At 62.7% G+C, this 20,381-nt stretch carries 20 protein-coding genes; 9 read left to right on the top strand and 11 right to left on the bottom strand.

Annotated elements, in window-relative coordinates:
- Positions 1–236: 236 nt before the first annotated feature.
- Together tal and OSW16_RS08700 are read left to right on the top strand one after the other, a co-directional pair.
- Entirely contained in the window at positions 237–1,163 is a 927-nt protein-coding gene (gene tal / locus OSW16_RS08705; protein ID WP_267822319.1) for a transaldolase, read from the top strand.
- Positions 1,164–1,306: 143 nt separating this feature from the next.
- Positions 1,307–3,166: an alkaline phosphatase D family protein gene (locus OSW16_RS08700; RefSeq protein WP_267822317.1), complete on the top strand. Its 1,860-nt coding sequence runs from the start codon at positions 1,307–1,309 to the stop codon at positions 3,164–3,166.
- 52 nt (positions 3,167–3,218) lie between these two features.
- Here the strand turns inward: OSW16_RS08700 and rssC are convergent, their stop codons facing one another.
- Complete coding sequence (gene rssC, locus OSW16_RS08695; protein WP_039602918.1) at positions 3,219–3,701, bottom strand: anti-sigma factor antagonist RssC; 483 nt, start codon at positions 3,699–3,701, stop codon at positions 3,219–3,221.
- Entirely contained in the window at positions 3,698–4,882 is a 1,185-nt protein-coding gene (rssB, locus tag OSW16_RS08690) for a two-component system response regulator RssB (protein ID WP_241803404.1), read from the bottom strand. The genes rssC and rssB overlap by 4 nt, the downstream gene beginning before the upstream one ends.
- Positions 4,883–5,151: 269 nt before the next feature.
- Here rssB and OSW16_RS08685 point away from each other — a divergent pair, with 269 nt between their 5' ends.
- Positions 5,152–5,451 (top strand): PilZ domain-containing protein, encoded by a 300-nt coding sequence (locus OSW16_RS08685; protein ID WP_267822315.1) that lies wholly within the window; start codon positions 5,152–5,154, stop codon positions 5,449–5,451.
- Between the two features lie 290 nt (positions 5,452–5,741).
- On the opposite strand, the gene OSW16_RS08680 is transcribed toward OSW16_RS08685, so the two are convergent.
- Positions 5,742–6,449: a VacJ family lipoprotein gene (locus tag OSW16_RS08680; RefSeq protein WP_012313585.1), complete on the bottom strand. Its 708-nt coding sequence runs from the start codon at positions 6,447–6,449 to the stop codon at positions 5,742–5,744.
- Between the two features lie 188 nt (positions 6,450–6,637).
- On the opposite strand from OSW16_RS08680, the gene OSW16_RS08675 reads away from it, so the two are divergent.
- Positions 6,638–7,201 carry a phosphonoacetaldehyde phosphonohydrolase-related protein gene (locus OSW16_RS08675; protein WP_267822312.1) on the top strand — a complete coding sequence of 188 codons (564 nt, stop codon included), beginning with the start codon at positions 6,638–6,640 and terminating at the stop codon, positions 7,199–7,201.
- 123 nt (positions 7,202–7,324) lie between these two features.
- Positions 7,325–7,588: a DUF4404 family protein gene (locus tag OSW16_RS08670; protein WP_241803182.1), complete on the top strand. Its 264-nt coding sequence runs from the start codon at positions 7,325–7,327 to the stop codon at positions 7,586–7,588.
- Between the two features lie 138 nt (positions 7,589–7,726).
- Here OSW16_RS08670 and queF read toward each other — a convergent pair whose 3' ends face one another.
- Together queF and OSW16_RS08660 are read right to left on the bottom strand one after the other, a co-directional pair.
- Positions 7,727–8,557 carry an NADPH-dependent 7-cyano-7-deazaguanine reductase QueF gene (queF, locus tag OSW16_RS08665; RefSeq protein WP_267822309.1) on the bottom strand — a complete coding sequence of 277 codons (831 nt, stop codon included), beginning with the start codon at positions 8,555–8,557 and terminating at the stop codon, positions 7,727–7,729.
- Between the two features lie 68 nt (positions 8,558–8,625).
- Complete coding sequence (locus tag OSW16_RS08660; protein ID WP_267822307.1) at positions 8,626–9,123, bottom strand: cupredoxin domain-containing protein; 498 nt, start codon at positions 9,121–9,123, stop codon at positions 8,626–8,628.
- A gap of 151 nt (positions 9,124–9,274) precedes the next feature.
- Between OSW16_RS08660 and cinR the strand changes: the two genes are divergently transcribed.
- Positions 9,275–9,955: a two-component system response regulator CinR gene (gene cinR, locus OSW16_RS08655; RefSeq protein WP_267822305.1), complete on the top strand. Its 681-nt coding sequence runs from the start codon at positions 9,275–9,277 to the stop codon at positions 9,953–9,955.
- Positions 9,955–11,292: a heavy metal sensor histidine kinase gene (locus OSW16_RS08650; RefSeq protein ID WP_324288828.1), complete on the top strand. Its 1,338-nt coding sequence runs from the start codon at positions 9,955–9,957 to the stop codon at positions 11,290–11,292. Before cinR ends, OSW16_RS08650 begins: the two co-directional genes overlap by 1 nt.
- Before the next feature lie 41 nt (positions 11,293–11,333).
- Here the strand turns inward: OSW16_RS08650 and OSW16_RS08645 are convergent, their stop codons facing one another.
- Genes OSW16_RS08645 through OSW16_RS08635 form a run of 3 tightly spaced genes read right to left on the bottom strand, consistent with a single transcriptional unit; the run spans position 11,334 to position 14,573 of the window.
- Positions 11,334–12,575: a lipoprotein-releasing ABC transporter permease subunit gene (locus tag OSW16_RS08645; protein WP_267822303.1), complete on the bottom strand. Its 1,242-nt coding sequence runs from the start codon at positions 12,573–12,575 to the stop codon at positions 11,334–11,336.
- A 56-nt stretch (positions 12,576–12,631) separates the two neighbouring features.
- Positions 12,632–13,315, bottom strand: a complete 684-nt coding sequence (gene lolD, locus OSW16_RS08640) for a lipoprotein-releasing ABC transporter ATP-binding protein LolD (protein ID WP_172655298.1) — start codon at positions 13,313–13,315, stop codon at positions 12,632–12,634.
- Positions 13,316–13,322: 7 nt separating this feature from the next.
- On the bottom strand, positions 13,323–14,573 hold the full coding sequence (locus OSW16_RS08635) for a lipoprotein-releasing ABC transporter permease subunit (protein ID WP_241803177.1): 1,251 nt from the start codon (positions 14,571–14,573) through the stop codon (positions 13,323–13,325).
- A gap of 93 nt (positions 14,574–14,666) precedes the next feature.
- Between OSW16_RS08635 and OSW16_RS08630 the strand changes: the two genes are divergently transcribed.
- Together OSW16_RS08630 and OSW16_RS08625 are read left to right on the top strand one after the other, a co-directional pair.
- Positions 14,667–15,251, top strand: a complete 585-nt coding sequence (locus tag OSW16_RS08630) for a PilZ domain-containing protein (protein ID WP_115275403.1) — start codon at positions 14,667–14,669, stop codon at positions 15,249–15,251.
- A 31-nt stretch (positions 15,252–15,282) separates the two neighbouring features.
- The gene (locus OSW16_RS08625; RefSeq protein ID WP_039602806.1) at positions 15,283–15,999 is read left to right on the top strand and encodes a glycerophosphodiester phosphodiesterase; all 717 of its coding nucleotides are present in this window, start codon (positions 15,283–15,285) and stop codon (positions 15,997–15,999) included.
- A 48-nt stretch (positions 16,000–16,047) separates the two neighbouring features.
- Here OSW16_RS08625 and sthA read toward each other — a convergent pair whose 3' ends face one another.
- From sthA to OSW16_RS08610, 3 genes are all read right to left on the bottom strand, one after another.
- Positions 16,048–17,442: a Si-specific NAD(P)(+) transhydrogenase gene (gene sthA, locus OSW16_RS08620; protein WP_241803175.1), complete on the bottom strand. Its 1,395-nt coding sequence runs from the start codon at positions 17,440–17,442 to the stop codon at positions 16,048–16,050.
- Between the two features lie 204 nt (positions 17,443–17,646).
- Positions 17,647–18,645 (bottom strand): FAD:protein FMN transferase, encoded by a 999-nt coding sequence (locus OSW16_RS08615; protein WP_267822294.1) that lies wholly within the window; start codon positions 18,643–18,645, stop codon positions 17,647–17,649.
- A gap of 196 nt (positions 18,646–18,841) precedes the next feature.
- Positions 18,842–20,305 carry a glyceraldehyde-3-phosphate dehydrogenase gene (locus tag OSW16_RS08610; RefSeq protein ID WP_267823920.1) on the bottom strand — a complete coding sequence of 488 codons (1,464 nt, stop codon included), beginning with the start codon at positions 20,303–20,305 and terminating at the stop codon, positions 18,842–18,844.
- Between the last annotated feature and the right edge of the window lie 76 nt (positions 20,306–20,381).

The following is a 20,381-nucleotide window of genomic DNA, read 5'->3' as shown; positions in this document are numbered from 1 at the left end:
AACTGTGGGAGAAAATGGATTGAAGCCCAGATGCCATTCAGTCGAGCGATTTGCGGCCCATCGCCGGCAAGCCGGCTACCACCGATCGCGGGTGAAGCTTTCAAGGTGGTGGGGAACCTCGTGCTGGCGGGTGACTCAAATCATCACCCCAGACAATTCGCCACCGCCCCGCTGGCCCCTTGAGCGGCCGTCGGGGCTCGGGTAATGTCGAGACATCGCACAGGACAGAGCACGCCATGACTTCCAAGCTGGAACAACTCAAGCAGTTCACCACCGTGGTCGCCGACACCGGGGACCTGGACGCCATCACCCGCCTCAAGCCGGTCGATGCCACCACCAACCCGTCGTTGCTGCTCAAGGCTGCCGCCATCCCGGGCTATGCCGACCTGCTCAAGCAGGTCAAAAGCGATGCCAAGGGCAATGTCGACCTGGCGTGCGACAAGTTCGCCGTGGCGGTGGGCGCGGGCATTCTGAAAGTGATCCCTGGGCGCATCTCCACCGAAGTGGATGCACGCCTGTCGTTCGACGAACCGGCACTGCTGAGCAAGGCCCGCCAACTGATCGAGCTTTACCAGGCCGCCGGCATCGCCAAAGACCGCGTACTGATCAAGCTGGCCTCTACCTGGGAAGGCATCCGCGCCGCCGAGCAGCTGGAGAAGGAAGGCATCCAGACCAACCTGACCCTGCTGTTCTCCTTCGCCCAGGCACAGGCTTGCGCCGATGCCGGTGTGTTCCTGATTTCCCCGTTCGTGGGCCGTATCTATGACTGGTACAAGAAGAGCACCGGCCAAGAGTACGTGGGCGCCGATGACCCTGGCGTCCAGTCGGTCACACGCATCTACAACTACTACAAGGCCAACGGCTACGACACCGTGGTCATGGGCGCCAGCTTCCGCAACATCGGCCAGATCGAGCAACTGGCTGGCTGCGATCGCCTGACCATCAGCCCGGAGCTGCTGCAGCAACTGAGCGATGACCAGGGCGAGCTGCCGCAGGTACTCAAGCCGGGCAATGCCGGCGAGGCCAAGCAGGTGCTCAGCGAAAGCCAGTTCCGCTGGGCGATGAACGAAGACGCCATGGGTACCGAGAAACTGGCGGAGGGCATTCGCCAGTTCGCCCGTGACCAGGAGAAGCTGGAAAAGCTGATGGCTGACAAAGCCTGATACATTTTAGGTTTGCCAGGCGGGCGGTGAATGTTCAGCATTTTCCGCCCGCTTTGCTTTAGCCTTGCAACAAGCGTTCTGAATTCAAAGGCCTGTTCGCGACGGTTCGCCGTGACTGGGCCGATTAGCCACCAGAGCTGTCCATGACTTCCTCCCCTTTGCCCCTTGTTCTCGCCGGCCCTGTACTGCGCCGCCTGGAGCCTAAGCGCCTGGCCATCTGGCTGGTCGGCAGCCAACCCTTGCAGCTCGCGTTCAGCTTGGACGGCGCGGCGAAGGTGGATTGCCAGGTAGTACCGATCGGCGAGCACGCCTTCATCCACCTGCTGGACATCGACTTTGCCCAACCGCTGCCCTGCAACGTCGAACTCGAATACGACCTGCTGATCGACGGCCAAGGTATCGCTGACTGGGCGCCGCACCTGCTCTACCCAGGCCGCCAGCGGCCAAGCCTGGTGCTGCGCGACCGCCTGGATCAGCTGCTGCACGGCTCTTGCCGCAAACCGCACCACCCCGCTGCCGATGGCTTGCTCTGCGCAGACAGGCTGCTACAGGCCTGTACGCGCCCCGAAGAGCGCCCGGCCGTGCTGTTGATGACCGGGGACCAGGTCTACGCCGATGATGTAGCAGGGCCGATGCTTCGGGCCATTCATGCGCTGATCGAGCGCCTAGGCCTGTTCGATGAACACCTGGACGGCGCAGTCGTGGCCGAAAGCAAGTCGCTGTATGACCACCCGGCCAGCTATTACCATCGCGCCGACCTGCTGCCGGCCCAGGAACGTAACGAAACCCTGCGCGAGCGATTCTTCGGCGGCAAGCGCAAACCCATCTTCTCCTCAAGCAATGCCGACAACCACCTGGTGACGTTCGCCGAAGTCATGGCCATGTACCTGCTGGTCTGGTCACCCACCCCTTGGCAACTGGTAGCGCTCGACATGCCTGCGGGCCTTGCCGACCCGCACCAGGCGCGCTACCGCAAGGAACTGCCGCTGATCCAGGCGTTCGCCGACAACCTGGGCCAGGTGGCGCGGGTGATGGCGCACTTACCTTGCCTGATGATCTTCGACGATCACGACATCACCGATGACTGGAACTTATCGGCGCAGTGGGAAGAAACAGCCTACGGCCACCCATTCTCGCGACGCATCATCGGCAATGCCCTGCTCGGCTACCTGCTGTGCCAGGCCTGGGGCAACGACCCGCAAGGCTGCAAGGCGTTGGTCGGGCAGTGCCAGGCGCTGGCCAGCCCGCAACTGGACAGCCAGCAACACGACCACCTGATCGGTGAACTGCTGCGCTTTCAGGGCTGGCAGTTCAGCCTGCCAAGCAACCCGCCCCTGCTGGTGCTGGACACCCGCACCCGGCGCTGGCGCAGCGAAAGCGACCTGGCCAAGCCTTCCGGCTTACTGGACTGGGAGGCGTTGTGCGAACTGCAGCAAGCATTGCTCGACCACCCTTCGGCGATCATCGTGTCACCGGCGCCGATCTTCGGGGTAAAGCTGATCGAGACGGTGCAGAAAGTGTTCAGCTGGCTGGGCCACCCGCTGCTGGTAGATGCCGAGAACTGGATGGCCCACCGCGGTGCCGCCCAGGTGATCCTGAATATCTTCCGCCACTCGCGCACGCCGGGGCACTACGTGATCCTGTCAGGGGACGTGCATTATTCGTTCGTGTACGAGGTGCTGATTCGCCAACGCCAGCGCAGCCCGCACTTGTGGCAGGTCACCAGTAGCGGGATCAAGAATGAATTCCCACGCCGCTTGCTGGACGTGCTGGACCGGCTCAACCGCTGGCTTTACTCGCCGCGCTCGCCGCTGAACTGGTTTACCCGGCGGCGCGAGATGGAGGTGGTGCCGCGCACGCCCAGCCAGAGCAAGGCAGGGGAACGCCTGTGGAATGGGGCGGGGCTGGGGCAGGTGTTCTTCGATGAGCAGGGGCGCCCGGCACGGGTGTTTCAGCTGGATGCCAAGGGGGGTGAGGCTACGGAGTTTGCGCGGCCGGACTAGCTGATGCGGCCCTTTGGCGGGTTACCCGCCAAGGGCCCAGGCAGCCGCCAGGTCAGGAGCGCTCCAGCGCATTCACCAAGTCATGGAAGGCTTCACGGTTGGAGTCATTCAGGCCCATCAGAATCTTGTGCGCCTCCAGCACCTTGGAGCGCACCACCTCTTCGTTCTGGTCCTGGGATGGCAGGTCGGTCAGGCATTCCGGGCAAGGCACCGGGCGATCGACGATGTTGAACACCTGATCGAAGCCCATCGATTGCAGCAGCCGCGAAATATCCGGGTTGGTGGTGACCACGGTCGGCAGCAGGCCGACCTTCTGCCGCGACAGGATCGACAGCTTGGCCAGCAGCCCCAGGGTGGTGCTGTCGATGCTCTCGGTTTCGGTAAGGTCGATGACGATGGCCGAGAAATTCAGCGCGGTGAAGATTTTCTCGATCGTCGCATCCAGTGCCGAACACAAGGTCAGGCGCACTTCACCGACGAATTTCAGCACGAAGGTACCGCTTTGCTCGGCGAACTGGATTCTACCGGTACTCATTGAAGGTTCCTGCTTAACACCAATAGGGCGATATCATCCGGCATCTCCCCAAGCGTAGCCAATCCAAATCGTTGGCGCAGCCCATCCAGGCTACCACCCGCTGCCTTGACGATCTCCGGCAAGGCGGCTTCTTTATCTTTGAGCGTGTCCCCTGGCAAAAGGTCCAGGATGCCGTCTGACATGAGTGTCAGGCTGAACTGCGGGGGCAGTTCCATCACCAGGTCCTGGTAGGTGGCCTCATCGAACAGGCCCACCGGCAGGCCACGGCCTTCCAGGTAGCGGGCCTGGCCTGGGGTATACAGCACCGGCAGCGGCAAGTGGCCGCCCACGGCATAGGTCAGCAGGCCGGTTTCTTCATCGATCACACCACCGACCATGGTCACGTGCTTGCCCAGCTTGCAGTTGATCAGGCCACGGTTGATATGGCTGAGCACTTGCGAAGGCTTGAATTCACGCAGCTTGCTGCTGCGCTTGAATTCGAACATCAGCCGGGTGGTCATGAACTTCAGCAGCACGGTGACGAACGCCGACGACGCGCCATGCCCGGAGACATCGGCAAGGTAGAAGGCAATACGCCGTTCATCCACGCGGAAATAGTCGGCGAAGTCGCCAGACAGGTACAGCGACGGGATGATCTGGTGCTCGAAGGCGAACTCCCCGGCAACCCAGGGGCTCTCTGGCAGCATGTTCATCTGCACCTGACGACCGGCAGTCTGGTCCTCCTGCAACAGGTGCAAGCTGGCCTCCAGTTCCCGGTTGGCTGCCTCGAGCTTGTCGCGGTAACGCTGGTTTTCCACTACCAGACGCGAACGATCAAGCGCACGGCGCACCGAATGCTCGAGCACGGCAAGGTCTTCCAGCGGCTTGATCAGGTAATCGGCAGCACCCAGGCGCAAGGCCTCGACCGCGTCGCTCATCACGCCAGCACCCGATACCACGATCACCGGCAACTGCGGCGCCCGCTCACTGACCTGGCGGATCAGCTCAAGGCCGCCCATCTGCGGCATGCGCAGATCGCAGATCACGAGGTCGGGCTGGTGTTCTTCAAAGACCTGGAGCCCCTGCTGGCCATTACCGGCCTGGAGGACGCTGAAGCCACTGTCTTCCAGATAGGCGGCGAGGCTCGCACGGACCACGTCGTCATCATCGATGATCAGCAGCGTTGCACTGATTTTCTGCATGTGGGCGAACGGCGCCGATTTAGGTTGGTGCAGGGGCGTCTGCAAGGCTGACATCCGACTGCTGGAATACTCTGCGGTGACACTCTACTTGAGTTGTAGGCCAAGAAGACGGCCCAGGCAACCGGCAGAGGTACTGTCTAAGGCGCAGACGGTACTCCCATCCGCCAGGCGTTTCAAGCATGCGTGGGTCGAGTTCGGCGCTCTTTACAGGCGAAATCACCGAGAGTTATAAGAAAGCGACCTGTGCAACCCGATGAGAAGGATGCAGCATGCCCACCACGCCCTCCAATCACAGCGAGAAACGCGACTTCATTCGCATGCGCATCGACACCGAAGTCAGCCTGCTGCATGCCGGCCAGGTGATCGCAGCGGTATGCCTGGACCTGTCCAGCAGCGGCATGCAGGTGCAGGCGCCGCAGCGTTTTCAAGTAGGCGACACCCTGGAGGTACGGATCGATTCCGACCACCCTGCCCTCAAGGGCCTGCATGCCAGCGCCGAAGTGGTGTGGATCGCCGACCAACCCGGCGGGCAGCAGAAATTTGGCCTGCGCATCTTGGCCATGCATTGATCTGTTACGAAAAAGGCGAGCCGGAGGTTGGTGCCGATACTCGCTGCCCGGGCTATTGCAGCGCTGCTGTGGGGCTGCTGCGCAGCCCAATCGCCGGCAAGCCGGCTCCCACCACGACCGTGCAGTGCTTCAGGCCTGCGCTTTGCCTGTGCAAGCCATTGTCTTGCTCAACTGTTAAAGCTGGCGCGCCCCCTGTGGGAGCCGGCTTGCCGGCGATTGGGCCGCACCGCGGCCCCAGGTCCCTCGGCTGACAGCCATCACCCGATGGTCGCCAACCTCGTGTCCCTCAATCAAAAATCGTCTTCGACCTCGCCATCCTTGACCTTGAACTCGCGGTTCTGCAGGTAGGCATTGCGAATGAAGATGTACTTGTCACCCTGAATCAGCTTTTCAGCCGACAAAAGGCTGGCCCGGGTATCGACCACATCCAGGGCAAAGATCGAGTTGCGGGTCGGCACATGGTCGATGTAGCGGTACGGTTTGGTGTAGCCGTCCGGGTATTTCGCCAGGCCATCGCGAACGGTGCTCGGGCCCAGCAGCGGAATGACGACGTACGGACCGCTGGGCAAGCCCCAGTAACCGAGCGTCTGGCCGAAGTCTTCATCGCTGCGCTGCAGGCCCATCTTGGTGCCCACATCGAAGAAGCCGCCCAGGCCGAAGGTGGTATTGACTATCAGCCGCGCTGTATCAACGCCAGCCGCATGCGGCTTGAGCTGCAGCACATTGTTGGCCAGGTTGGTGACATCGCCCAGGTTGCGGAAGATATTGTGGATGCCATCTTCGAGGAACTGGGGGGTGACAGCCTGGTAGCCCTGGGCCAATGGCTTGAGGGCATAGGTGTCGAGGACATCGTTGAAGCGGAAGATCGGCCGGTTGACCGCCTCCCAGGGATCGTCCTCGGTGGCCGCCTGGGTAGCCGCCACAGGCGCCAGCAGCAAGCTGGCACAGACACAGGCCTGGGTGACTCGCTCGATCACACCGGCACCGATCCTACGCATAGATGTTTCTCCATCGAATTTCTCGGCCGCTGGCGCAACGCATGCGCCGCAGGTAAGGCGGCAGTATAGAGGCTTGCGCGCTGATAAACACCCTTACACAGTTTTCCTAAATAATTGTGAGCAGTTACTACAAGTCACAGAGACGTAACAATCGCTGGCTAGCCTGCGGCATATTTGGGGAGGTTTACATGCATGATGCACCTGCCTTCACCGCTGTGCTGTTCGGCCTGCGTGGTTGCCTGGTCCAGGCTGCCAATGGCAACCCCTCACCCTCACCCGGCGCCCTCGACACCCTGGCCGGCCTGCGCCGCAAGCAGGTGCCATGCATCTGGCTCGATGACCTGAGTAGCCCACAGGGCAAACGCTTGGCCAGCGTGCTGCCGGACTGGTTACCGGGGCACACGGCCAATGGTGTGCGATGGCCGGCGCCCAATGCCTGCTGGCAGGCGCTGATGGCGCTGGACAGCCAACGCCTGGACGGCTGCGTATTGGTCAGCGGCGAGCCGCGGCTGTTGCAATCGGGCCTCAACGCCGGGCTGTGGACAGTCGGCCTGGCCGCCTGCAGCCCATCCTGCGACCTCGGCTCGCAGCAATGGCAAGCCATGACCCCGCAGCAGCAGGAGCTGGCACGGGGCAAGGCCACGCTGGACCTGTTCCGTCTGGGCGTGCACTCGGTGATCGATCACCTCGAAGCGCTAGACACCTGCCTGACCGACATCGCCCAGCGCCGCGGCAAGGGTGAAAAACCCTGACACAGCAGCGTTGACACGGATCATGCAAAGCAACAGCGGGTGGATTACGCTAGAAGACAGGTGCGAACCTTTGCCGCTTCGCTGAGGTCCATGCCTTGCCAAGCCATTGATGGAGAACAGCCAATGCCTGCCCGCGAATTGCAAGAGCGCTTGAACAGCTTGCGCGAGCAACTGGATCGAAACGTACCGCTTACCGATGAGGAGCTGGCCGCGCTGCATGAGGAAGCCAGACAGATCGAGGCGCAACTGAAGCTTGAAGAAGCCACACCAGACAACAACCTGGTCGATGGTGTGAACCTGGCCATAGAGCGTTTCGAGGCCGAGCATCCCGACCTCACCGCCACCCTGCGCAGCATTGCCAACTCGCTGCACAGTATGGGGATCTGAAACGGCAAGGGGCCGCTTCACACCTCATGCCGGCAAGCCGGCTGCCACAGATGCTGCGCCACCGTTAAGAGCGGCGCTGGTGCCTGTGGAAGCTGGCTTGCCGGCATGGGGCGCGAAGCGGCCCCAATCACTCGAACCTTACTGGCGCACCAGGCGCACGTTCTCAGGGCTGATCGCCCCGGTGCTGCGGTATGGGTTGATATCCAGCCCGCCACGCCGCACATAGCGTGCATAAACCGTCAAATGCTCCGGCTCAAGCAGGTTCTTGAGGTCCAGGTAGATCCGCTCTACACACTGCTCATGAAAATCGGCATGCTGGCGGAAGCTGATCAGGTAGGTCAGCAGGCTCGCAGGGTCCAGCGCCCTACCCTTGTACTCGACCACCACACTGCCCCAATCCGGCTGGCCGGTTACCGGGCAGTTCGACTTGAGCAAGTGACTGTGCAGGGTTTCTTCCACCACCCGCTCGGGGTTGCAGCGCAGCAACTCTGGTTGCGGCTGCTCGTAGTTATCGATGGTCACATCCAATGCATCGATGCACTGGCCCGGCAGCGCCACCACGCCTTGCGCCTCCACTTCTGCCAAGGTGCGCACCTGCACGCTAACAGGCTTGCCGGCGGCGGCCGACAGGTCCTTCGCAAGGCATGCCTGCAACTCGCCGAGGGTGGCGAACACCGTCTGGTTCAGTGAGTTCAGGTAGAGCTTGAACGACTTCGATTCGATGATGTTCGGCGAATCGGCAGGGATGGCGAACTCCCCTATCGCCACCACGGGCTTGCCGGACGGCAACAGCCAGGACAGCTCGAAGCAGTTCCAGTAATCCACCCCGTGCCACGGCAGGGTCTGGGCGGTCACACCCAGCTCGGCCCACTTGGCCGTGCGCGGGATAGGGAAGAGCAACGAAGGCGTGTAGGTGGCAATGTATTCGCTGGATTTGCCCAGCGGGGAATGTTCGGCGGCGGGATGCATGGAAACTGACCTGAAGGTTCGGAAATGCCCTTAGTCTACCGGTTTTACAGCCCGCCTTGGAGCGCCAGTCACTCGATGGTCAATGGCCCGACCATGCCGGCCTGGTAATGCCCAGGTACGTTGCAGGCGAATTCGATGGGCGCCGACTGGCGGAAGGTCCAGGTCAACTCGGCGCGCTGGCCGGGCTGCACCAGGACTGTGTTGCCAGCATCATGGCCGTGGGCACCATGGTCCACCTGGCCCGTCCCTTCGTGATTCATGCCAGCGGTGAACAGCTTGCCTTGCATGGCGATCATTTCTTTCTGGTGCTGGGCGTGCATGGCCTTGTCGCCCAGGTTGAACTCATGGGGCAGCTTGCCCTCGTTGATCAGGACGAACCGTACCGTCTCACCCGCCTTGACGTGCAGGTTGGCGGGCTCGAAGGCGATGTCCTTGAGCACAACTTCAACCGTGCGTGTGGCCTTGGCCGCCGGGGCCGGCTCGCCGAAAGCGAAGCTTTTGCCAGTGTCGGCGAGGGTGGGCAGGCTTACCAGGGCAAGCGCAGCGGCGATGAACAGGCGTTTCATGATGACTCCAGACTTGCAGCGGATATGCGGCCAATTTAGAAGGGGCTGACTGGCAGCGACCTGACGGCAAGATTACAACTTTGTCAGCTTGGGCGGCGGCCGACAGAGTCACGTATCATTTCAGCCCTTACACCGCCCATCTGGACGCCGCATGAAACTGCTGATTGTCGAAGACCAGGCCCGCACCGGCCAGTACCTGAGCCAAGGCCTCAGCGAAGCCGGCTTCGCCACCGAGCTGGTCGCAGACGGCGAAACCGGGCAGCACCTGGCGCTTACCGGCGATCACGACCTGCTGATCCTCGATGTGATGCTCCCGGGTCGCGACGGCTGGCAAATCCTCCAGGCGGTGCGCCAGGCGGGCCTGGACACGCCGGTGCTGTTCCTCACTGCCCGCGACGCAGTGGAGGACCGTGTGCACGGCCTGGAGCTGGGTGCCGACGATTACCTGGTCAAGCCTTTCGCCTTTTCCGAACTGCTGGCCCGGGTTCGCAGCCTGCTACGCCGCGGTGCCAGCCCCAGTCAAGAGACGCAGCTGGCCTTGGCCGACCTGCGCCTGGACGTGTTGCGCCGCCGGGCAGAGCGCGCCGGCCAACGCATCGACCTGACCGCCAAGGAGTTCGCCCTGCTTGAATTGCTGCTGCGTCGGCAAGGCGAAGTGTTGCCCAAATCGTTGATCGCCTCGCAAGTGTGGGACATGAATTTCGACAGCGACACTAACGTCATCGAGGTCGCCATCCGCCGCCTGCGCCTGAAAATCGACGACCAGCACCGCAACAAGCTGATTCACACCGTACGCGGCATGGGTTATGTGCTCGAAGAGCGCCACGACTGATGCGCAGGCTTTCCCTTGGCAGCCGCCTGGCCCTGTTGTTCGCCGCGTGTACCGCTGCCGTTTCGCTGGGCGCGGGGCTGCTGTTCAACCGTGCCAGCGAGCAACATTTCGTCGAGCTGGACCAGCAACTGCTCGAATCACGCCTGTCGCTGTTACGCACCCGGCTTTCCGGCCTGCAACGCCCTGCCGACCTGCACCCGCAGCTGGCAGCCCTGCGCCACGAGCTCAGCCACCAGGCCGACCTGGCCTTGCGTATCAATGGCAGCGATGGCAGCCCTTGGTACGCCAGCCGCCGCGCGCTGCCAGACGCGCCGGCCAACCCAGGGCTGGCAACGCTCCATGCCGACGGTATCGACTACCGCAGCCTGGCCGTGCCGCTCAACGACAGCGCCCGCCTTACGCTGTTTCTCGACATCACCCATCACCAGCATTTTCTGCAGGGCATGCAACGCCTGATCTGGTTCACCGTCGGCCTGTCCGCGCTGGCCACGGCACTGCTTGGCGCCTGGGCCGCGCGCCGCGGACTGAAGCCATTACGGCAGATGGGCCAGGTGGCCGCCAGCGTGTCAGCACGCTCGCTGACCACCCGCCTGCCGGTGGCGCAGCTGCCCGAAGAACTGGCAGAACTGGGCACTACCGTGAACGCCATGCTGCAGCGCCTGGATGACGCCTTCCAGCGCCTGTCGGCGTTCTCGGCCGATATCGCTCACGAGCTGCGCACGCCGCTGTCAAACCTGCTGACCCACACCCAAGTCACCCTCACCCGCCCACGCAGCCTTGAGCAGTACCGCGAAGCACTGCACGGCAACCTCGAGGAGCTGCAGTGGATGGCGCAGATGATCAACGACATGCTTTTCCTGGCCAAGGCCGACCATGGCTTGCTGGCACCAGGCCAGGCAATGCTGATGCTGCATGACGAAGTGGACGCGCTGCTGGAGTACTACACGCCCCTCGCCGAGGACAACGCAGTGCAGCTGCTGCGTGAGGGTGAGGCGACGCTGAAGGGCGACCGGCATATGCTGCGCCGGGCACTGTCCAACCTGCTCGATAACGCGCTGCGATTTACCCCGGCAGGCGGGCAGATATGCGTGACGCTGGGGCCTGGTGGACAGGTGTGCGTGGCCAATACCGGCAAGGCGATCGAGGCGGCTTCATTGCCCAGGCTGTTTGACCGGTTTTATCGGGTGGACCCGGCGCGCCGCGAGGGCAGTAGCGAACATGCCGGGCTGGGCCTGGCAATCACCCGGTCGATCATCCAGGCCCATGGCGGGAGCATCCGGGCACAGTGCGAGAACGGTTGGACGCGGTTTTTGATCGAGTTCAGCGACCCGCTATAGAGACCGGGGGCGCTTTGCCCCCCCATGATCTCAGTGACCGATCAGCCCGCCAGGCCGATCGCCGGCTGCACCTGCGAAGCGCGGTATGCCGGATAGATGGTCGCCAGGAAGCTCATCACCAGCCCGGCGGTGCAGATGATCACCACATCCCCCCACTGCAACTCGGAAGGCAGACTGCTGATGAAGTACACATCCGAGGTGAAGATGTGCTGCCCGCTCACCCGCTCCAGCCAGCCGACGATCTGGCTGACATTGAACGCAGCGATCACCCCGAGCACGCCGCCGATCACTGTGCCGACAATACCGATCAGGCTGCCCTGAACCATGAAGGTGCCCATGATCTGCGCCGGGGTAGCGCCCAGGGTGCGCAGGATGGCGATGTCCGGCCCCTTGTCGTTCACCACCATCACCAGGGTGGCGATGATGTTGAACGCCGCCACGGCGATGATCATCAGGAGCAGCAGGCCGATCATGGTCTTTTCCATCTTCATGGCACTGAACAGGCTGCCCTGGGTGTGCGACCAGTCATCGGCGCGGTAGGCATCGCCCAGGCTGGCAGCAATGGCCTTGGACACTTGCGGCGCGGCATACAGGTCGTGCAGCTTGAGGCGCACGCCCTGCACCTGGCCGGGCGCCCAGCGCTGCATCTCGCCGGCATCGGCCACATGCATGTAAGCCTGCGAACCGTCCAGCTCGGCCCCCACCTTGAAGATACCGACCACGGTCAGGCGCTGCATGCGCGGGGTGACGCCGCCCGGCTCCTTGCTGATTTCCGGCACGATCAGGGTCAGTTTGTCGCCGGTATTGAGACGGAACCGGCGCGCAGTCAGCTCGCCGATCAACACCCCGTACTCACCCGGCTGCAGGGCCTGCAGGCGCCCCTGCACGATGTGCTGGCCGACGATCGAGACCTTGCCTTCTTCGGCCGGGTCTATGCCGCTGACCTGGATAGGCTGCATTGCACCTTTGTAGGAGAGCATGCCCTCCATCTCGGTGATCGGCGCAACCGCCATCACGGCCGGGTTTTGCAGCGCTGCATCGGCAGCCTTGCGCCAGTCGTCCAGCGGCTGCACGCCGAGGATGCTGGCGTGTGGCACCAGGCCGAGGATGCGCGAGCTCATCTCGCGCTGGAAGCCATTCATCACCGACAGCACCACGATCATCGCCAGCACGCCCAGGGACAGGCCGATCATCGAGGTCATCGAGATGAACGAGATGAAATGGTTGCGGCGCTTGGCACGGGTGTAGCGCGCACCGATGAACAAGGGCAAGGGTCTGAACATGTAAAACACCCACTGAAAAAGTTGCGGGGCGGCTCAGGCCACCCCGTGCACGCGGCTCAGATCGCCACCAGATGACCGTCGTCGAGTTTCAGCACACGGTCCATCTGCCGTGCCAGGTTGAGGTCGTGGGTCACCACCAAAAATGCCGTGCGCGAGGCGCTGGACAGTTCCTGCATCAACTCCTGGATGCCTTGGGCGGTGTGGTGGTCGAGGTTGCCGGTCGGCTCATCGAGCATGACCAGGCCCGGCCGGTTGACCAGCGCGCGGGCAATGGCCACCCGTTGCCGCTCACCCCCCGACAGCTCGGCCGGCTTGTGGTGCAGGCGGTGGCCCAGACCGACACGCTTGAGCAGTGCCTCGGCGCGCTCACGGGCCTCGGGGATTGCGGTGCGCCCGATCAGCAGTGGCATGCACACGTTCTCCATGGCGGTGAACTCGGGCAGCAGGTGGTGGAACTGGTAGACAAAGCCCAGCTCGCGGTTGCGCAGCAGGCCGCGGGCCCGCTCGCCAAGCGCCGACAGCTCTTCGCCGGCCAGCCAGACGCTGCCTTGGGTCGGCCGATCGAGGCCGCCCAGCAGGTTGAGCAAGGTGCTCTTGCCCGAACCGGAACTGCCGACGATGGCCACCCGCTCCCCGGCGTGCAGCTCGAGGTTGAGCCCGGCCAGCACTTGCACCGACTCCGGGCCCTCGTCGTAGGACTTGCCCAAATTGCGGCAACTCAGAACGGCTTTATCACTCATGCGCGACTCACTCATAACGTAGCGCCTCTGCAGGCTGGGTGCGGGCCGCACGCCAGGCCGGATACAGGGTGGCGAAGAAACTCAGGACCAGCGCCGCACCGCAGACCATGTACACGTCCTGGGCCTGGATCTGCGAGGGCAGGTAATCGATGAAATACACATCAGCGTTGAGGAACTTGTGCCCGATCAATTTCTCGATGCCGGCAATCGCCGCGCTGACGTTGAGCGCAGCGAGGATACCGACCACGGCTCCGATCAGGGTGCCGATCACGCCGATCACCGTGCCCTGAACCATGAAGATGGCCATGATCTGCCCGGGGGTGGCGCCCAGGGTACGGAGAATGGCGATGTCACCGCGCTTGTCGTTGACCACCATGACCAGGGTGGAAATGATGTTGAACGCCGCCACCGCGACGATCAGCAGCAACAGCAGGCCGATCATGGCTTTTTCCATGCGGATCGCCTGGTACAGGTTGCCGTGGGTACGGGTCCAGTCGCGGCTGTAGTACTCCTGCTCACCCAACTGCTGGGCAATGCTCCAGGCCACACGCGGGGCCTGGAACAGGTCGTCGAATTTCAGGCGCAGGCCCTGTACCTGGTCCGGCTTCCAGCGGTGCAGGCGGGACAGGTCGGCAATATTGGTCAGGCCCAGGTAACCGTCGATCTCGCCAGCACCGACGTGGAAGGTGCCGACCACGGTGAAGCGCTTCATGCGTGGGAACATGCCGGCGGGGGTCACGCTGACCTCCGGGGCGACGAAGGTCAGCTTGTCGCCGATGGCCACCCCCAGCTTGGCGGCCGCCTTGTCGCCGATCATGATGCCCCACTCGCCAGGCGCCAGCTGGTCCAGGCGGCCTTGCTGAATGAAGTTGTCGATGATCGACACCTCACGCTCGCGGGCTGGGTCGATACCGTTGAGCAGCACCTTCTGCACCTTGCCATCGTGGGTCAGCAGGCCCTGCATCTGGGTATAGGGCGCAACCGCCAGCACCTGCGGATTCTGCTTTACTTGTTGGGCAAGGGCAGGCCAGTCGTTGATCGGCTGGCCGCTCTCAAGCGTGGCGTGAGGGACCATGCCCAGCACGCGGGTACGCATCTCGTGGTCGAAACCGTTCATGACCGAGAGCACCACGATCATCACCACCACGCCCAGGGCGAGGCCGATCATCGAGGTCAGGGAAATGAACGAGACGAAGTGATTACGGCGCTTGGCACGGGTGTAGCGCGTACCAATGAATGCGAAAAGAGGTCTGAACATGTCGGGGCTTGTTCGGATGAAAGGGAACGTCCTTGTGGCGAGGCGCCTGCGGCGGCTTTACACTCGGACCACCGCCGCTACCATGGGTTCGCCATGACGACATTAGACGAAGAAGATCGCCGCGAATACTACCGCATCGAAGATCGGATCGCACTGGAAATCAGCCCCCTGAGCGCGGCCGAAGCCCTTGAGCCAGAACTGTTGCAGGATGATTCACCACTGTTCAACCTGCTCAGCGAGCTGCACCTGTCCGACTTCGAGTCCCAGCACCTGCTGCGTCAGTTGAGCGAAAAGGACCGCACCCTGGCGGCGTTCCTGCGAGCGCAGAACAAGCGCCTGGACTTGCTCAGCGCGGTGGTCGCGCAAACCCTGATCGGCGAGATCGGCCAGCCCCAGCGGGTGATCATCTCCGAAGGTGGCATCGAGTTCGCCCAAGCCCAGCAGATCGCCCCTGGCACCCGGGTCAAAGTGAAGATGGTGTTGATGCCCCGCGCCCACGGCCTGCTGCTGCGCGGCAAGGTCACCCACTGCGACCCGCGCGCCGATGGCAGCTTCGAACTGGGTACCGAATTCACCGACATGACAGATGCCCAGCGTCAGTTGCTGGCACGCTACATCCTGCAGCGCCAACAGCAACAACGGCGCCAGCAGCTGGAACAGGGCGACCCTGCCTCCTGAGCCTTTTCATTTTTGACCTGAAGGAACGAACGTGACCCTCATTTATGGCCACCGCGGCGCCAAGGGCGAAGCGCCCGAGAACACCCTGCACAGTTTCCGTCAGTGCCTGTCCCACGGCGTAACCCGCTGCGAACTTGACCTGCACCTGTCGGCCGACAATGAGCTGATGGTCATCCACGACCCTACCCTCAAGCGCACCACTGGGCGGCGCGGCAAGGTCGTCGAACACCCGGCAGCCGATCTGGTCACCTACGATGCGCGCAGGGGCGGCCCAGGCCATGTGCAGCCCTGCCCTATCCCACGGCTGGAAGAACTGTTCGAAAAATGCCCCTTCGAGCACTGGCAACTGGAGGTCAAGAGCGCCTCACGGACCCGGGCCGCCACCACGGTGCTGGCGATTCGGGAACTGGCACAGCAGTACGGCCTGCTGGACAAGGTGACCATCACCTCGAGCTCGCGGGAAGTACTGGGCGCTGCGCTGGAACTGGTGCCTGACGTGAAGCGCGGCCTGGTCGCCGAGTACGCCTGGCTCGACCCACTGAAGGTCGCGCAGAACTATGGCTGCGATCTGCTGGCATTGAACTGGACACTGTGCACGCCCGAGCGCCTGCTCAAAGCACAGGGCCAGGGTTTGCATGTATCGGTGTGGACGGTCAACGAGCCGGCACTGATGCGCCGGCTCGCTGATTTTGGCGTGGACAGCCTGATTACAGACTTTCCCGGTTTGGCCAAGACCACCCTCGGGTAGGGCTGAAATCGGTCTCCCCGACCGGCTCAGGCCACCGGCCGGAGCCGCTCAAAAAAGCCGGTTCAGGCCGTCATAGGCAGCTACCCGATAGGCTTCGGCCATGGTCGGGTAGTTGAACGTGGTGTTGACGAAGTACTTCAGGTTGTTCAGCTCGCCCGGCTGGTTCATCACCGCCTGGCCGATGTGGACGATTTCCGAAGCCTGGTAGCCGAAGCAGTGCACGCCGAGGATTTCCAGGGTCTCGCGATGGAACAGGATTTTCAGCATGCCTTGCGGCTCGCCGGCGATCTGTGCACGCGCCATGCTCTTGAAGAAAGCCTTGCCCACTTCGTATGGCACTTTGGCCTGGGTCAGCTCCTGCTCGTTCTTGCCAATCGAGCTGATCTCCGGAATGGTGTAGATGCCCGTCGGCACGTCGTTGACGAAACGCCAGCTGCCGTTGTCGACGATGCTGCCTGCTGCCGAGCGGCCCTGGTCATGGGCGGCACTTGCCAGGCTCGGCCAGCCGATCACGTCACCGGCACCGTAGATGTTCGGCACGCTGGTGCGGTAGGCCTCGTCGACTTCGATCTGGCCACGGCTGTTGACCTTGATGCCGATGTTCTCGAGGCCCAGCTTGTCGGTGTTGCCGGTACGGCCGTTGCACCACAGCAAGGCGTCGGCCTTGATCTTCTTGCCAGACTTCAGGTGCAGGATGACACCGTTGTCCAGGCCCTCGACCCGCTCGTAGTCTTCGTTGTGGCGCACGGTGATGTTGTTGTTGCTGAAGTGGTAGCTCAGCGCCTGGGAAATTTCCGAATCCAGGAAGCTCAGCAGTTGGCCGCGGTTGTCGACCAGCTCGACCAGTACCCCCAGGCCACTGAAGATCGAGGCGTATTCGCAGCCAATCACACCGGCGCCGTAAACGATCAGTTTGCGCGGGGTGTGGCTGAGGCTCAGGATGGTGTCGCTGTCATAGACACGCGGGTGGTGGAAGTCGATGTCGGCCGGGCGGTACGGACGCGAGCCGGTGGCGATGATGATGTGCTTGGCGTTGAGCTTTTCCACCACGCCATTGGGGCAGACCACTTCGACGGTCTGCTCGTCGGCGAAGCTGCCGGTGCCGAAGAACAGGTCGACGCGGTTACGGGCGTAGTAGCCGGTACGCGAAGCGACCTGCTTGGCGATCACTTTCTCGGCGCTTTTGAGCACGTCCGGGAAAGAGAACCAACGTGGCTCGCCGATGGCACGGAACATCGGGTTGGTGTTGAACTGCATGATCTGCCGCACCGAGTGACGCAGTGCCTTGGACGGGATGGTGCCCAGGTGGGTGCAGTTGCCACCGACCAGGCGACGGCTGTCGACCATCGCCACCTTGCGCCCTGCTTTGGCGGCGTTCATTGCCGCACCTTCTCCGGCCGGGCCGGAACCCAACACCACTACGTCGTAGTTGTAGACAGCCATGCGTACTCCTTCAGAACTGGCCCGCTGGCCATGGTCGCCGCGGGACTCGATCATGCCGCCAGGGCGCCATGAGAAAATTCGGGTGCAGTCTAATCAAGCGTGAACGCCGCGCACATTAACCCTTGGTCGCGTCGTAGGCCAATTTTGCCTGCACTACATGTGCATCCACCGATTCCCTGGCAGCTACCTTCCCTGCTTGCGCTTTCACCTGCCTTTGAGCGCACGCTGGTAAGCGGGCGTAGCTCGGGAGACGAAGCCACCCTCTGCCCGAGTCACCAATACCGCCGCCAGGTCATGAGCGATGGCGAAATCCCAGCCGCGCTCCGGCCCGAGGATCAGCAACAGGGTCGAATAGCCGTCGGCCTGCAGCGCCGAGGCATCGAGCACGGTGACGGCAGCCAGGTCATGAGCGACCGGGCGCCCGAGACGGGCATCGAAGGTGTGCGAATAGCGCCGGCCATTCTGCTCGAAATAGTGCCGATAGTCACCCGAGGTCGATACACCCAGGCCATCGACCGGTATCACCTGGCGGGCGATCTGGCGGTCCTCGCGGGGCAATTCCAGGGCGATGCGCCAGAGGCTGCCGTCTGGCTTGCGGCCCACCGCCTTGAGCTCGCCGGTCACTTCGGCAATGAAGCTGGCGATACCCATGGCACGCAGGCGCGCGGCAATCAGGTCCACGGCGTGGCCAGCAGCGATGCTGTTGAAGTCCAGTTGCACCGGGGCATCCTTGCACAACACCTGGCCTTCGACGCGCAAGTGCTGGTAGCCCACACGCAGGCGGGCAGCGGCCAATGCCTGCGCTTCTGGCACCTGTTCATGGCGGGCCTGAGGGCCGAAACCCCAGAGGTCGAGCAGCGGTTCGACAGTGAGGTCGAAAGCGCCATCGGTTTGTTCGGCCAGGTGCTGGCCGAAGGCGACCAGCTCGAGCATGTCTGAGGGCAAGGCCAGGCACTGGTTGGCGGGGAGCTGATTGAACTGGCTCACCGCAGAGTCGCCGCGGTAGGTCGAGTAGTGTTGATCTATGTCCTGAAGGATCGTTTCCACCGCCGCCTGTACCTGGACAGGTGCAGGCCCGCCTGCCTCGCGGACGTACTGGATGCTGTAGCTGCTGCCCATGGCAGGGCCGCCGAGGCGCTCCAGGGTGGGGCCTTGGTTGCAGGCGGTCAGCAGCATCAGGATGAACAGCAGGGCTATGCGCAAAAGTCGGGCTCTCGGTTGCCTGCACCGGCTTCATGGCCCGTAACAGGCTTACCAATGGATTGGGCGCCAGTGCTCCAGCCATGGAGCTGGCCGGGGATGAGGCCATTACAGACACAGTAGAGGCCGGTTCGGTTCAGCAGGCCAAAAAAAAACGGGAACCCGAAGGTTCCCGTTTTTTCATTGCCTTACAAGCGAATTAGCGTGGAAACGCAGGCGGGTTCACACCAGCCATGTCTTCCATCACGCGAACCACCTGGCAGCTGTAACCGAATTCGTTGTCGTACCAGACGTACAGGACAACGCGGTTATCGTTGGCGATGGTCGCTTCAGCGTCAACCACACCCGCGTGGCGCGAGCCTACGAAGTCGGTGGAAACCACTTCCTGCGAGCTGACGTAATCGATCTGCTTGTGCAGCTCCGAGTGCATGGCGGTCTGGCGCAGGTACTCGTTGATTTCTTCGCGGTTGGTGGCCTTTTCCAGGTTCAGATTCAGGATGGCCATCGACACGTTCGGTGTCGGGACGCGAATGGCGTTGCCGGTCAGCTTGCCCTTGAGCACTGGCAGCGCCTTGGCGGCAGCGGTGGCAGCACCGGTTTCGGTGATGACCATGTTCAGCGGCGCGGCGCGGCCACGACGGCTGCCCTTGTGGAAGTTGTCGATCAGGTTCTGGTCGTTGGTGAACGAGTGAACGGTTTCGACGTGACCATTGACGATGCCGTACTGGTCATTGATGGCCTTGAGCACCGGCACGATGGCGTTGGTGGTGCACGAAGCTGCCGAGATGATCTTGTCCTCGGCGGTGATGTCACCGTGGTTGATGCCGTGCACGATGTTCTTCAGCGCGCCCTTGCCAGGTGCGGTAAGGATCACGCGGGCAGCGCCCGGGCAGGCCAGGTGCTGGCCGAGGCCGTCGGCATCACGCCATACGCCGGTGTTGTCGACGATCAGGGCGTTTTCGATGCCGTACTGGGTGTAATCGACTTCGCTCGGGTTCTTGGCGTAGATGATCTGGATCAGGTTGCCGTTGGCAGTGATGGTGTTGTTGGCTTCGTCGATGGTGATGGTGCCATCGAACGGGCCGTGCACCGAGTCACGGCGCAGCAGGCTGGCGCGCTTGACCAGGTCGTTTTCGGCACCCTTGCGCACAACGATGGCACGCAGGCGCAGGCCGTCGCCACCACCGGTCTTCTCGATCAGGATGCGCGCCAGCAGGCGGCCGATGCGGCCGAAACCGTACAGGACAACGTCGGTGCCCTTGCGCGCGGATGCATTCTGCTGGCCCACGACCTCGGCCAGTTCTTCACGCACGAACTGCTCGGCGGTCTTGCCATTGCCTTGCTGTTTGAACTTGTTGGCCAGCTTGCCCAGGTCGACCGAAGCGGCGCCCAGTTTCAGCTCGCTCATGGCTTTGAGCAGGGGGAATGTCTCGTGGACGGACAGTTCGGTTTCGTCGGTCTGACGGTGACGCGCAAAGCGGTGGGCCTTGAGGATCGAGATAACCGAACGGTTGATCAGGCTGCGGCCATAGATCGAGCTCACCACGTTGTTGTTGCGGTAGAGCTGACCGATAAGCGGGATCATCGCTTCAGCCAGAGCTTCACGATCGATCCACTCACCAAGACACTGGTCGGGCTTCTGAGTCACGGGAACCTTCCACATGTAGGGGGAGAAAAAAGGGGCTACATTATGACGCCCCAACGCGTAACCGGCAATGAGCGCCTGTCGTGGCAGCCAA

The organism is Pseudomonas putida (assembly GCF_026625125.1).
GTDB classification, from domain to species: Bacteria; Pseudomonadota; Gammaproteobacteria; order Pseudomonadales; family Pseudomonadaceae; genus Aquipseudomonas; species Aquipseudomonas putida_X.
This window is presented reverse-complemented; position numbering and strand designations above follow the sequence as displayed.